Origin of the sequence: Yokenella regensburgei ATCC 49455, assembly GCF_000735455.1 — a bacterium.
Taxonomy (GTDB): domain Bacteria; phylum Pseudomonadota; class Gammaproteobacteria; order Enterobacterales; family Enterobacteriaceae; genus Yokenella; species Yokenella regensburgei.
The window spans coordinates 1-13,756 of the sequence record NZ_JMPS01000080.1; the positions used below are offsets into that span (position 1 = coordinate 1).

Below are 13,756 nucleotides of genomic sequence, written 5' to 3' on the forward strand. Positions count from 1 at the left end.
ACTTTTTAAAGACGTCGGCCATATTGTTGGCCTTCCCGGCTTCGACCAGGAAACGGGCAAAATGCCCGCGGGTTACGACGCCGCCGTCGGCAAGTTTTAGCGCCCCTTCCCAGGCACCGCTGATTTGCGCTTTCTCAAGCCGCTCGGCGATAAGCTGCGCCCGGGTCTGGCGGCGCTCAAGCTGCTCTTCGAGCAGTTTCGTCAGCGCCGGATGTTCAATATCGATGTTCAGACCGACGATGTGGATCTCATGATTTTCCCAAAGGGTGGAGATCTCGGTGCCGGTCACAAGCCGCAGCGGTAGTCCGGCACGGGCAATCTCTGCTCGGGCGGCTGGAATGGCTGCCACGCTGTCGTGATCGGTTATCGCCAGCGTGCCAACACGCATTTCGTGGGCACGGTGAACGAGCGCTTCCGGGGTCAGTCGCCCGTCGGAAGCAGTGGTATGGCTGTGCAGGTCATAAATCACTGCAAATTGGTTGTCACTCAAGGTGGCTCCCGTTACAACTGTGGGGGTCAGTGCGACATCATAACGGTTCAGGCGGATTTTCTGAAATCAGAGGTTGACTTTATCTCGCTGGACTAGTTAACTAGTACGCAAGTTCACAATGAGGTATCTGAAATGAAAACGCACTTCCGCACTCTGCACAACTGGTGGCGCACTTCCTGTTTACGGGCCGTGTGATCGCGTCTGCGCTCAGCATACAGATACCTGGCCCGCCCCTTCGGCGGGCTTTTTTTTGAACACCATATTCCAGAACAGGCGAGAAAGATAATGCAAACCACAAAACCTGCACTCGAACTTCTGACCGATAATGCGATTTACCGGGAAAACCCAACCGCACTGTTCCACCAGCTTTGCGGTGCACGTCCAGCCACCCTGCTGCTGGAATCGGCTGACATCGACAGCAAAGATGATTTAAAGAGCCTGCTGCTGGTCGACAGCGCCCTGCGTATTATCGCGCTTAGCGATACTGTCACCCTGCAGGCGCTCTCGGAAAACGGTGCCTCGCTGCTCGCTCTGCTTGACGCGGCCTTACCCGCCGGCGTCGATAACCAGCGCCAGCCGATGTCCCGCGTACTGCGCTTCCCGCCGGTCAGCGCTCTGCTTGATGAAGACGCTCGCCTGTGCTCGCCGTCGGTGTTTGACACCTTCCGCCTGCTGCAACAGCTGGTCACCGTGCCGGAAGAAGAGCGCGAAGCCATGTTCTTCGGTGGTTTGTTTGCTTATGACCTGGTCGCAGGTTTTGAAGACTTGCCGCAGCTTGAGAGCGACAGCGCCTGTCCGGACTACTGTTTCTATCTCGCCGAAACCCTGCTGGTTATCGATCACCAGAGCAAAAGTACCCGCATTCAGGCGAGCCTGTTTACGCCCGCAGCCGGAGAAAAGCAGCGCTTAATCCAGCGTATCGCCCAGCTGCGTCAGCAGTTGAACGAACCCCCTGCCGCGCTGCCGGTCAAAGAGATCCCGCAGATGCGTTGCGAAGTTGACCAGAGCGACGACCAGTATGGCGCCGTGGTGCGCAAAATGCAGAAAGCGATCCGTGCCGGGGAGATTTTCCAGGTGGTGCCTTCGCGCCGCTTCTCGCTGCCCTGCCCGTCGCCGCTGGCCGCTTACGACGTACTGAAAAAGAGCAACCCCAGCCCGTATATGTTCTTCATGCAGGACAACGATTTCACCCTGTTTGGTGCGTCGCCGGAAAGTTCTCTCAAATACGACGCCACCTCACGCCAGATTGAGATCTACCCGATTGCCGGTACCCGCCCACGCGGTCGCCGCGCCGACGGCTCGCTGGACCGCGATCTCGACAGCCGCATTGAACTGGAAATGCGTACCGACCATAAAGAGCTCTCCGAGCATCTGATGCTGGTTGACCTGGCGCGTAACGATCTGGCGCGGATCTGCACACCGGGTAGCCGCTACGTGGCCGACTTAACCAAAGTGGACCGCTACTCCTTCGTTATGCACCTCGTTTCCCGGGTGGTGGGCGAGCTGCGTAAAGACCTCGACGTGCTGCACGCTTACCGCGCCTGCATGAACATGGGCACCCTCAGCGGCGCGCCAAAAGTTCGCGCGATGCAGTTAATTGCCGGGGCCGAAGGCAAACGTCGCGGCAGCTACGGCGGTGCAGTGGGTTATTTCACTGCCCATGGCGATCTCGATACCTGCATTGTTATCCGTTCGGCGTATGTCGAAAACGGGATCGCCACCGTGCAGGCCGGTGCCGGGGTCGTGCTGGATTCCATTCCGCAGGCGGAAGCCGATGAAACGCGTAATAAAGCGCGCGCGGTGCTGCGCGCCATTGCTCAGGCCCACCGTGCCGAGGAGATGTTCTGATGGCTGATATCCTGCTGCTCGATAATATTGATTCCTTTACTTACAACCTGGCAGATCAGCTGCGCGCAAGCGGCCACCATGTGGTGATTTACCGTAACCACGTTCCGGCACAGACCTTGATCGACCGACTGGCGACAATGGATAACCCGGTGCTGATGCTCTCACCTGGCCCGGGCGCACCGTCCGAGGCGGGCTGTATGCCAGAGCTGTTGACCCGTATGCGCGGCAAGCTGCCCATCATCGGTATCTGTCTCGGTCATCAGGCCATTGTCGAAGCCTACGGCGGCTATGTGGGTCAGGCCGGAGAGATCCTGCATGGCAAAGCCTCCAGCATTGAACACGACGGCCAGGCGATGTTTGCCGGGCTGGCAAACCCGCTGCCGGTGGCACGCTATCATTCGCTGGTTGGCAGTAACATTCCGGCGGGCCTCACTATTAATGCCCATTTCAACGGCATGGTGATGGCCGTGCGTCACGACGCCGACCGCGTGTGCGGCTTCCAGTTCCATCCGGAGTCTATCCTGACAAGCCAGGGAGCGCGCCTGCTGGAGCAGACCCTGGCCTGGGCGCTGCAGAAACTTGAACCTGCTAACACCATCCAGCCGATCCTCGAAAAACTGTATCAGGCGCAGACCCTGAGCCAGCAGGAGAGCCATCAACTGTTCTCCGCCGTGGTGCGGGGTGAAGTGAAGCCTGAACAGCTGGCGGCGGCGCTGGTGAGTATGAAAGTGCGCGGTGAACACCCGAACGAAATTGCCGGTGCCGCCACCGCGCTTTTAGAAAACGCCGCCCCGTTCCCGCGTCCGGATTACCTTTTTGCCGATATCGTCGGCACCGGCGGTGACGGTAGCAACAGCATTAACATCTCCACCGCCAGCGCGTTTGTGGCAGCAGCCTGTGGCCTGAAGGTGGCAAAGCACGGTAACCGCAGCGTCTCCAGCAAATCTGGTTCATCCGATCTGCTGGCCGCCTTCGGCATTAATCTGGATATGAACGCCGAGAAGTCCCGTGATGCGCTCGACGAGCTGGGGGTCTGCTTCCTGTTCGCCCCGAAGTACCACACCGGCTTCCGCCACGCCATGCCGGTGCGCCAACAGCTCAAAACCCGCACCCTGTTCAACGTGCTGGGGCCGTTGATCAACCCGGCGCACCCGCCGCTGGCGCTGATCGGCGTGTACAGCCCGGAGCTGGTGCTGCCGATTGCGGAAACCCTGCGCGTACTGGGTTATCAGCGGGCTGCGGTCGTGCACAGTGGAGGAATGGATGAGGTTTCTCTCCACGCGCCAACCGTGGTAGCCGAGCTGAATCAGGGGGAGATCAGCAGCTATCAGCTGACCGCCGATGACTTTGGTCTGACGCCCTATCGCCAGGAGCAGCTGGCGGGCGGCACACCGGAAGAAAACCGTGACATTCTCACCCGCTTATTACAAGGTAAAGGTGACGCTGCCCACGAGGCCGCGGTGGCCGTCAACGTCGCGATGCTGCTACGTTTACATGGCCATGAAGACTTAAAAGCCAACGTCCAGACCGTGCTCGACGTGCTGCGCAGCGGTGCAGCCTATGACAGAGTGACCGCACTTGCGGCAAGAGGGTAAATGATGCAGACCGTTTTAGCGAAAATCGTCGCCGACAAAGCCATCTGGGTAGCGGCACGAAAGAAACAGCAGCCACTGGCCAGTTTTCAGAACGACGTGGTACCAAGCCAGCGCCACTTTTACGATGCACTGCAGGGTGCCCGCACAGCCTTCATTCTTGAATGTAAAAAGGCCTCGCCGTCTAAAGGGGTGATTCGGGACGATTTCGACCCGGCTTTTATTGCCAGCATCTACAAGCACCACGCTTCGGCAATTTCCGTGCTGACCGATGAGAAATATTTCCAGGGCAGCTTCGATTTTCTGCCAATCGTCAGCCGTGTTGCCCCGCAGCCGGTGCTGTGTAAGGACTTTATCATCGATCCTTACCAGATTTATCTGGCGCGTTTCTACCAGGCCGATGCCTGCCTGCTGATGCTGTCGGTGCTCGACGATGAACAGTATCGCCAGCTGGCTACCGTCGCGCACAGCCTCAGTATGGGCGTGCTGACGGAAGTCAGTAATGAAGAGGAGCTGGAACGCGCCATCGCGCTGGGAGCAAAAGTCGTCGGCATCAATAACCGCGACCTGCGCGATCTCTCCATCGATCTCGACCGTACTCGCCAGCTGGCGCCGCGTCTGGGTCATGGGGTAACGGTGATTAGCGAGTCCGGTATCAACACCTATGCCCAGGTGCGTGAGCTGAGCCACTATGCGAACGGCTTCCTGATTGGTTCTGCACTGATGTCGCACGACGACCTCCACGCCGCGGTGCGCCGGGTGCTGCTCGGCGACAATAAAGTCTGTGGCCTTACCCGCCCACAGGACGCCCAGGCCGCCCAGGAAGCCGGTGCCATCTATGGCGGACTGATTTTCGTTGCCAGCTCACCGCGCGCGGTGAATGCGACAAAGGCGCGTGAAATTATCCAGGCGGCGCCGCTCAGCTACGTTGGCGTATTCCGCGATGCGCCCATTGAAGATTTGGTTGAGCTTGCAAGCTCGCTGCAGCTGACCGCGGTTCAACTGCACGGCAGCGAATCGCAGGATTATATTGATACCCTGCGTGATGCTCTGCCGGAACAGATTCAAATCTGGAAAGCGCTCAGCGTTAATCACGAGCTTCCGGCCCGCAATCTGAACCACGTCGATCGCTATCTGTTCGACAACGGCCAGGGCGGCAGCGGGCAGCGCTTTGACTGGTCATTACTGAACGGCGCCGACCTCAGCAACGTGATGCTGGCGGGCGGTCTTAGCCCCGATAACTGTGTAGAAGCCGCTAAAAGCGGTGCTGCCGGACTTGATTTCAATTCAGGTGTAGAGTCGCAACCAGGTATTAAATCAAAAAGCTTGATGGCCTCGGTTTTTCAGACGCTGCGCGCATATTAAGGAGCAATAATGAGCACATTACTTAACCCGTATTTCGGCGAGTTTGGCGGCATGTACGTGCCGCAGATCCTGATGCCAGCCCTGCGCCAGCTCGAAGAGGCGTTCGTCAGCGCACAGAAGGATCCGGCGTTTCAGGCCGAATTTACCTCTCTTCTGAAAAACTATGCCGGTCGTCCGACGGCGCTGACCAAATGCCGTAACCTGACCGAAGGTACCCGCACGACGCTGTATCTCAAGCGTGAAGACCTGCTGCACGGCGGCGCGCACAAAACCAACCAGGTGCTTGGCCAGGCGCTGCTCGCCAAACGCATGGGGAAAACCGAGATCATCGCCGAGACCGGCGCGGGTCAGCACGGGGTGGCCTCTGCCCTGGCAAGCGCCCTGCTCGGCCTCAAGTGCCGCATCTATATGGGTGCCAAAGACGTTGAACGTCAGTCGCCGAACGTGTTCCGTATGCGCCTGATGGGTGCCGAAGTTATCCCGGTGCACAGCGGATCCGCCACCCTAAAAGATGCCTGCAATGAGGCGCTGCGCGACTGGTCTGGCAGCTACGAAACGGCGCACTACATGCTCGGTACCGCGGCGGGCCCGCATCCGTTCCCGACCATCGTGCGTGAGTTCCAGCGCATGATAGGTGAAGAAACAAAAGTACAGATCCGCGAAAAAGAGGGTCGCCTGCCGGACGCGGTTATCGCCTGCGTCGGCGGTGGTTCTAACGCCATCGGGATGTTCGCCGATTTTATCGATGATACCTCCGTTGGGCTTATCGGCGTTGAGCCGGCAGGTCACGGGATTGAAACCGGCGAGCACGGGGCACCGCTCAAGCATGGTCGCACAGGGATTTACTTCGGCATGAAATCGCCGATGATGCAGACCGACGAAGGGCAGATTGAAGAGTCCTACTCTATCTCTGCGGGTCTTGATTTCCCGTCGGTCGGGCCGCAGCATGCGTACCTCAACAGCATTGGTCGCGCCGATTATGTCTCCATTACCGACGATGAAGCGCTGGAAGCATTCAAAGCGCTGAGCCGCCACGAAGGGATTATTCCGGCACTGGAATCGTCTCACGCCCTGGCACACGCGCTGAAAATGATGCGTGAAAACCCGGAGAAAGAGCAGTTGCTGGTCGTCAACCTGTCCGGCCGCGGTGACAAAGACATTTTCACCGTTCATGACATTCTGAAAGCGCGAGGGGAAATCTGATGGAACGCTACGATAATCTGTTTGCACAACTGAAAGCCCGCAAGGAAGGCGCCTTTGTTCCCTTCGTGACGCTGGGTGACCCAACACCGGAGCAGTCGCTGAAAATTATCGACACGCTAATTGAAGCTGGCGCAGATGCGCTGGAGCTCGGGATCCCGTTTTCTGATCCGCTGGCGGATGGCCCGACGATTCAGAACGCCACCCTGCGCGCATTTGCTTCTGGCGTCACGCCGACCCAGTGTTTTGAAATCCTGGCCGCCATTCGTCAGAAACACCCGACCATTCCGATTGGCCTGCTGATGTATGCCAACCTGGTGTTTAACCGCGGCATTGACGCGTTCTATGCCGAATGCGCTCGTGTGGGTGTGGATTCGGTACTGGTTGCCGACGTGCCGGTTGAGGAGTCGGCGGAGTTTCGCCAAGCGGCAATGCGCCACAACGTTGCACCTATCTTCATCTGCCCACCGAACGCCGACGACGACCTGCTGCGCCAGATTGCCTCTTATGGCCGCGGTTATACTTACCTGCTCTCCCGAGCGGGCGTTACCGGAGCAGAAAACCGCGCGGCGTTACCGCTGCATCATCTGGTCGAGAAGCTCACCGAATACCATGCCGCTCCGCCGCTGCAGGGCTTCGGTATCTCAGCACCCGATCAGGTAGCCGGTGCCCTCAGCGCTGGCGCAGCGGGGGCGATTTCCGGTTCGGCAATCGTCAAAATCATCGAGAAGCACGTCGATAACCACGCGCTCATGCTGAGTGAGCTGAAGACCTTTGTGCAGAACATGAAAGCCGCCACGAAAGCATAAGCTCCCTACCGTCCGGTATCCTGCCGGACGGTTTCCCCCCCTCGTTTTAGCCTCGTTGAGAAAAAAATCCGTTTTCACATAAACATTGGGGTTGATATCTTAGATGAGAACTATTATCTTTCTCATTACCGAATAGTTGAGCGAATCACTCAGGTATTCGGTACGACATTGCTCACATTGCTTCCAGTATTATTTGCCCGCACTCTGTGCGGGCTTTTTTTTTGCCCTGAACTCACAAAGCACGCTAAACAATGAATGATTCTGTCCGAAGGGATAAAAATAGCGATAATTACTCTGAATTAGCCGGGTGGTCACTTGCCTCTATATATGAGTGAATATAACATGCTCGATAGTCTTCGGAATATCACCGCACATCGGCGGCTGATAAAGTGAAAATTGAGTAAGGCCAGGATGTCAAATACGCCCATCGAACTAAAAGGCAGTAGCTTTACCTTATCAGTGGTTCATTTGCACGAAGCAAAACCCGAGGTTATTCGTCAGGCGTTAGAAGACAAAATCGCCCAGGCCCCTGCTTTTCTGCGCCATGCGCCGGTGGTGGTTAACATCAGTACCATCGACGGCAAGGTAAACTGGCTGCAGATGCAGGACGCCATCGACAGCACTGGTCTACGTATTATGGGCGTCAGCGGCTGCAAAGATGCCGAACTGAAAGCCGAGATTGATCGCGCAGGCATTCCCTTACTAACTGAAGGGAAAGAAAAAGTTGCCCGCGCTGCTCCAGCGGCGAAAATTTCGCCAGCCCCCGCGCCAGTTGTTAACCCCGTCACAAAAACGCGATTGATTGATACGCCGGTTCGTTCCGGTCAGCGCATTTATGCACCACACTGTGATCTGATTGTTACAAACCATGTGAGTGCTGGCGCAGAACTGATTGCGGATGGCAATATCCATGTGTATGGCACGATGCGGGGACGCGCACTGGCGGGAGCAGCCGGCGATAAAGAAGCGCAAATTTTTTGCACCAGCCTTGCAGCGGAACTGGTTTCCATTGCAGGAGTCTATTGGCTGAGCGACAAGATCCCAGCTGAATATTATGGCAAAGCGGCACGCCTGCAGCTCGCAGACAGCGCTTTGACCGTTCAATCGTTGAACTGATCCCTTTTTAACAAGGAATTTCTATGGCACGCATTATTGTTGTGACTTCGGGTAAAGGAGGCGTTGGCAAGACCACCTCCAGCGCGGCCATCGCTACTGGTTTGGCCCAGAAGGGAAAGAAAACTGTCGTTATCGACTTCGACATCGGCCTGCGTAACCTTGATCTGATCATGGGTTGCGAACGCCGTGTGGTTTACGATTTCGTTAACGTTATCCAGGGCGACGCTACCCTGAACCAGGCGCTGATCAAGGACAAGCGCACTGAGAATCTGTTCATCCTGCCAGCCTCGCAGACCCGCGATAAAGACGCCCTCACCCGTGAAGGCGTGGAAAAAGTGCTGGATGAACTGCAAAAGATGGATTTCGACTTCGTCGTCTGTGACTCCCCGGCGGGGATCGAAACCGGCGCGCTGATGGCGCTCTACTTCGCGGATGAAGCGATCATCACCACCAACCCGGAAGTCTCTTCCGTGCGTGACTCCGACCGCATCCTCGGTATTCTGGCCTCCAAATCTCGTCGTGCTGAAAACGGCCAGGAGCCTATCAAGGAACATCTGCTGCTGACGCGCTACAACCCGGGCCGCGTGAACAAAGGCGACATGTTGAGCATGGAAGATGTGCTGGAAATTCTGCGCATCAAATTAGTCGGTGTGATTCCGGAAGACCAGTCTGTGCTGCGTGCTTCCAACCAGGGTGAGCCTGTCATTCTGGATACCGCTTCGGACGCAGGCAAAGCCTACGACGACGCAGTGGATCGTCTGCTGGGAGAAGAACGTCCTTTCCGCTTCGTGGAAGAAGAGAAGAAAGGTTTCCTCAAACGCCTGTTCGGAGGATAAGTTATGGCATTACTGGATTTTTTCCTCTCGCGGAAAAAAAATACCGCGAACATCGCGAAAGAACGCCTGCAAATTATCGTTGCTGAGCGCCGCCGTAGCGATGCAGAACCGCAATATCTGCCTCAGCTGAGGAAGGACATTCTGGAAGTGATTTGCAAATACGTGCAGATTGACCCGGAAATGGTCACCGTACAGCTGGAGCAGAAGGATGGCGATATCTCGATTCTGGAGCTCAACGTGACGCTGCCAGAAGCTGAAGAGTCGCGCTCCATCATCTGACCGATATCCCTTCTGAACCTGACTCAGTGTAATACTGAGTCAGGTCCTTTGCATTTCCGAACACCTGGTTCCGGTCTATATTTTCTGCCCGACGACGATACTGTAATGCCCATTAGAGGGCATAATCTCAATATTCCCGAATCCAGCCTGCGTTAATATCTCGCTAATTTGCTGCCCCGAATATTGTCGCCCTTCCGTCCAGCCCAGCATCACTAAACTTAACGCGGCAGCCGCGAGTGGGCCTGGCGTTTCATCGTGGTACAGCACCTCATGAATAACAATTCTTCCACCTGACGGTAGCGCAGTAAAACTTTTCTCTGCCAAAAAGCGGTTCTTTTCATCCGTCCAGTCGTGAAAAATATTGGAATAGATGTGCAGGTCGGCGGGTGGGTAATTATCTTTCCACATGTCCCCTGCATAAGTATTAACCCGCCCGCTGAGCTGATATTGTTGGATATATTCTTCGGTAAGAGGACAAATCTCAGCCAGGTCAAATATCGTACTTTTTATTTGTGGCCAGTTGGCGGCAACGCTAATCGCATGAGCACCTGAACCACCGCCAATATCGAGTACCTCGCGATGCTGCTCCAGAAAAGATTGTGTCGCCCATACGCTGGCCGTCCCCATGCTCAGGCTGTGCATCGCATGGGTGAAAGTGCGTGCCATTTCCGCACGTTCAACATGTGCCTCGAAAATATCAACTTCATCGTAAACCTGGGCGTGATTTTTACTGATTGCCTGTTCAAGGTGTTTAACCGAGAAATTATCGCTGTTCTCGTACATCAGATCCCAAAAATAACCAAAATAGTGCGGACTTTCAGGTAATAAATATTCCTCGGTTTGTGCCGTCAGCGTATAGCTTTCTCCTTCCAGATGCACCAGATTTAGCGCCCGTAGCGTGGCCATAATAGCTTCAACCGGCCGGGAATGCAGCGCCATCCTTCCGCATATATCATTAATACTTCGCGGCTTTAGGGCAATATATTCAAAAAACTTCAGATGGTGGGCAATAAGCACAACGGGATAGGTATACAGATTCATCGTCATATCGACAATGCTCGCGCTACTGTGCGCTGGCCGGGACACGAGTCTGGTCATTGAAACACCCTTCTGAATGGATACGCTTTGAAGCGTAGAGGATGTTGTCAAAAATGCCTACTGAGGAGAAAATATGCCGGGCAATAAATACCCGGCGGAGGTCATCATTTTACTCTGGATAAGTCGCAAGCAGGGTTTTCAGGCGATCGGCCATCAATTCTCCACGCCAGCCTGAGATCATTTCTGGCAGGCTGCTTTGTATTTTCAGCTGCCAGTGCCAGTTCAGCAACTGGTTAATCTGGCGACGTGACGCAAGCATTTCGGCGCTGACACCCTTTTCGGCACTCACTTCCTGCACTAACGCCTTAATCTCTTTGAAGACTTTGCGATAGCCCGGCATATCGATCAGGTTCTTCAGCGGTTCCGGTAATGCCTCTTCCGGCAGGGCCTGTGCTTTTTCAACGAGGCTCAGCAGCGTTTTACCGTGGAAGCGGATCTCGCTGCCGGATAGCCCAAGGCTATCGAGTTCACCCATCGAGCCCGGCATATAGCGCGCAACGGCCCACAGGTGCTCTTCACGCACCACAAAATTCACCGCCATATCACGATCGCGGGCTTTACGCAGGCGCCAGTCGGCCAGCAGCTTCAGGCATCCGAGCTGGCGGGTGCGCAGCTGCCAGGCATTGCCGATATCCCGCCAGGCCTCAGCCGGATCCAGCACTTCCTGACGGCGCTGCATCATCAGCTGGCATTCGTCGAGCGCCGCCGGTAACCACCCTGCCGTCGCCGTTTCGTCCATCAGCTTTTTGGCGATAGGCAGCAGATACCAGACGTCGGCGGCGGCATAGTCGCACTGACGCTCGGTCAGCGGGCGCGCCAGCCAGTCGGTACGGGATTCGCTCTTATCAAGCACGAGGCCGGTATACTCCTCAACCATCGCGGCAAATCCCCACGACATTGGTCGGCCGCAGAACGCCGCCAGAATTTGCGTATCAATCAGCGGTTTCGGCAGCAGGCCGAAGGTGTTCAGGAATACTTCCAGATCTTCACTACCGGCATGGAGATACTTTGTTACGTTTTCGTCTAATAACAGCTCTCGCATCGGCGCCCATTCGGTGATGGTCAACGGGTCGATCAGCGCGACGGTTTCGCCGTCGAACATCTGGATGAGACCCAGCTGCGGGTAGTAGGTGCGGGTGCGGACAAACTCAGTATCGAGGGCAATGGCTGATGCGTTGCGGGCTGCTTCACACAGGCCTTGCAGCGCATCATTGGTGGTGATCATCTGATAGTTCAAATCGTATTCTCTGTAGGTTGCGCCAAAAAAAACGCCGGCTTGGCCGGCGTCTGGGCGACTGTCACGTAGCTCAGGCTTTATTGTCCACTTTGCCACGCGCTTCGTCACGTAATTCTCGTCGCAAAATCTTTCCGACGTTCGACTTCGGCAGTTCGCTACGAAACTCCACCAGCTTCGGCACTTTGTAACCGGTAAGCTGACGACGGCAGAAAGCAACCAGCGCCTCTTCGGTCAGCGACGGGTCTTTTTTGACCACGAAGATTTTCACCGTTTCACCGCTGGAGCCCGCCGGAACACCGACGGCCGCCACTTCCTGTACGCCAGGGTGCTGCATCACCACGTCTTCAATTTCGTTCGGGTAGACGTTGAAACCGGAAACCAGAATCATGTCTTTCTTACGGTCAACAATCTTCAGGAAGCCTTCGTCATCCATCACCGCGATATCGCCGGTGTGCAGCCAGCCATTTTTGATGATTTCATCGGTCGCATCCGGGCGCTGCCAGTAGCCGAGCATCACCTGCGGACCTTTAACACACAGCTCACCCGGTTCGCCTGGCGCCACTTCGTTGTCGTCGTCATCCACCAGCTTCACTTCGGTCGACGGCACCGGCAGACCAATGCTGCCGCTATGGTAGTCGATATCATGCGGGTTAACGCTCACCAGCGGCGCACATTCGGTCAGGCCGTAGCCCTCCAGCAGATACTCACCGGTCAGTTTTACCCAGCGCTCCGCCACCGCGCTCTGCACCGGCATTCCGCCACCGGCGGCCAGATGCAGCGTGGAGAAGTCGAGCTGCTGGAACTCTTTGTTGTTCAGCAGTGCGTTAAACAGCGTGTTGACCCCGGTCATCGCGGTAAACGGATATTTGGCTAACTCTTTCACCAGTCCCGGGATGTCGCGCGGGTTGGTGATAAGCAGGTTCTGCCCGCCCAGTTCGATAAACAGCAGGCAGTTCATGGTCAGGGCAAAAATGTGATACAGCGGCAGCGCCGTCACCACCAGCTCTTTCCCTGCGTGCAACAGCGGCCCGTAGGTACCGTTAACCTGCTCAAGGTTAGCAAGCATGTTGCGGTGCGTCAGCATCGCGCCTTTAGCAACGCCCGTGGTACCGCCGGTGTACTGGAGGAACGCCAGATCTTCCGGCCCCACTTCCGGCTTGATGTACTGCATGCGGTAACCCTGGTGCAGCGCCCGGCGGAAGGAAATAGCATCCGGCAGATTGTATTTTGGCACCAGTCGTTTGACGTATTTCACCACGAAGTTAACCAGCGTGCCTTTGGCGGTCGAGAGCTGATCGCCCATCCGGGTCAGGATCACGTGTTTAACCTGCGTCTTTGCCACTACCTTTTCCAGGGTATGCGCAAAGTTGGAAACAATCACGATAGCCGCCGCGCCGCTGTCGTTCAGCTGGTGCTCCAGCTCGCGCGGGGTGTATAGCGGGTTCACGTTAACCACGATCATCCCGGCACGCAGGATCCCGAACAGCGCTACCGGATACTGCAGCAGGTTGGGCATCATCAGCGCCACGCGATCGCCTTTCTGCAACCCGAGACCTTCCTGCAGGTAAGCAGAGAACGCACGGCTGCGCTCTTCGAGCTTACGGAATGTCATCACTTCGCCCATGTTGACGAACGCAGGCTGATCCGCATAACGAGTGGTTGCTTTTTCGAACAGTTCCACCAGGGATTGATAGCGATCTGGATTTATCTCAGCCGGAACATCGGCCGGATAGCGGTTTAGCCAAACCTTCTTCAATGCATCACCTCTAAAATGATTATTCGTCGTCATCTCAACCCCAATTAACAAACAACGCGTTAACAATATATTAACTCAGCGTACCAGTTTATTAATTGTTCAGAATGCAGGTTGCGAAGCGCGTCACTAT

General features: G+C 56.1%; 12 protein-coding genes and 1 other annotated feature. Of the genes, 8 read left to right on the forward strand and 4 right to left on the reverse strand.

What is annotated here, in order from left to right; all coding sequences use genetic code 11:
• Window positions 1-490: PHP domain-containing protein (locus GYRE_RS20280; RefSeq protein WP_038257907.1), on the reverse strand; the 490-nt coding region annotated here is incomplete at its 3' end.
• 156 nt (window positions 491-646) lie between these two features.
• Window positions 647-742, forward strand: a sequence feature (Trp leader region).
• Window positions 743-775: 33 nt separating this feature from the next.
• Here GYRE_RS20280 and GYRE_RS20285 point away from each other — a divergent pair.
• The 8 genes from GYRE_RS20285 to minE all read left to right on the forward strand — a co-directional run bounded on the left by GYRE_RS20285 (window position 776) and on the right by minE (window position 9,535).
• Window positions 776-2,338, forward strand: a complete 1,563-nt coding sequence (locus GYRE_RS20285) for an anthranilate synthase component 1 (RefSeq protein ID WP_038257910.1) — start codon at window positions 776-778, stop codon at window positions 2,336-2,338.
• Window positions 2,338-3,933 (forward strand): bifunctional anthranilate synthase glutamate amidotransferase component TrpG/anthranilate phosphoribosyltransferase TrpD, encoded by a 1,596-nt coding sequence (gene trpD / locus GYRE_RS20290; protein ID WP_038257913.1) that lies wholly within the window; start codon window positions 2,338-2,340, stop codon window positions 3,931-3,933. The genes GYRE_RS20285 and trpD overlap by 1 nt, the downstream gene beginning before the upstream one ends.
• A 3-nt stretch (window positions 3,934-3,936) precedes the next feature.
• Window positions 3,937-5,295: a bifunctional indole-3-glycerol-phosphate synthase TrpC/phosphoribosylanthranilate isomerase TrpF gene (gene trpCF / locus GYRE_RS20295; protein WP_038257977.1), complete on the forward strand. Its 1,359-nt coding sequence runs from the start codon at window positions 3,937-3,939 to the stop codon at window positions 5,293-5,295.
• 9 nt (window positions 5,296-5,304) lie between these two features.
• Window positions 5,305-6,498 carry a tryptophan synthase subunit beta gene (gene trpB, locus GYRE_RS20300; protein ID WP_006819689.1) on the forward strand — a complete coding sequence of 398 codons (1,194 nt, stop codon included), beginning with the start codon at window positions 5,305-5,307 and terminating at the stop codon, window positions 6,496-6,498.
• On the forward strand, window positions 6,498-7,304 hold the full coding sequence (trpA, locus tag GYRE_RS20305) for a tryptophan synthase subunit alpha (RefSeq protein WP_038257916.1): 807 nt from the start codon (window positions 6,498-6,500) through the stop codon (window positions 7,302-7,304). Before trpB ends, trpA begins: the two co-directional genes overlap by 1 nt.
• A 411-nt stretch (window positions 7,305-7,715) precedes the next feature.
• A complete protein-coding gene (gene minC / locus GYRE_RS20310; RefSeq protein WP_006819687.1) occupies window positions 7,716-8,420 on the forward strand; it encodes a septum site-determining protein MinC in 705 nt (234 codons plus the stop codon).
• Window positions 8,421-8,443: 23 nt separating this feature from the next.
• Window positions 8,444-9,256 (forward strand): septum site-determining protein MinD, encoded by an 813-nt coding sequence (gene minD, locus GYRE_RS20315; RefSeq protein WP_006819686.1) that lies wholly within the window; start codon window positions 8,444-8,446, stop codon window positions 9,254-9,256.
• A gap of 3 nt (window positions 9,257-9,259) precedes the next feature.
• Window positions 9,260-9,535, forward strand: coding sequence for a cell division topological specificity factor MinE (minE, locus tag GYRE_RS20320; protein WP_006819685.1), 276 nt, complete (start codon window positions 9,260-9,262; stop codon window positions 9,533-9,535).
• Window positions 9,536-9,610: 75 nt separating this feature from the next.
• Here the strand turns inward: minE and GYRE_RS20325 are convergent, their stop codons facing one another.
• From GYRE_RS20325 to fadD, 3 genes are all read right to left on the reverse strand, one after another.
• Window positions 9,611-10,633: a methyltransferase gene (locus GYRE_RS20325; protein ID WP_038257918.1), complete on the reverse strand. Its 1,023-nt coding sequence runs from the start codon at window positions 10,631-10,633 to the stop codon at window positions 9,611-9,613.
• A gap of 109 nt (window positions 10,634-10,742) precedes the next feature.
• The gene (gene rnd, locus GYRE_RS20330; RefSeq protein ID WP_166791165.1) at window positions 10,743-11,858 is read right to left on the reverse strand and encodes a ribonuclease D; all 1,116 of its coding nucleotides are present in this window, start codon (window positions 11,856-11,858) and stop codon (window positions 10,743-10,745) included.
• A gap of 82 nt (window positions 11,859-11,940) precedes the next feature.
• On the reverse strand, window positions 11,941-13,626 hold the full coding sequence (gene fadD / locus GYRE_RS20335; RefSeq protein WP_134437016.1) for a long-chain-fatty-acid--CoA ligase FadD: 1,686 nt from the start codon (window positions 13,624-13,626) through the stop codon (window positions 11,941-11,943).
• Between the last annotated feature and the right edge of the window lie 130 nt (window positions 13,627-13,756).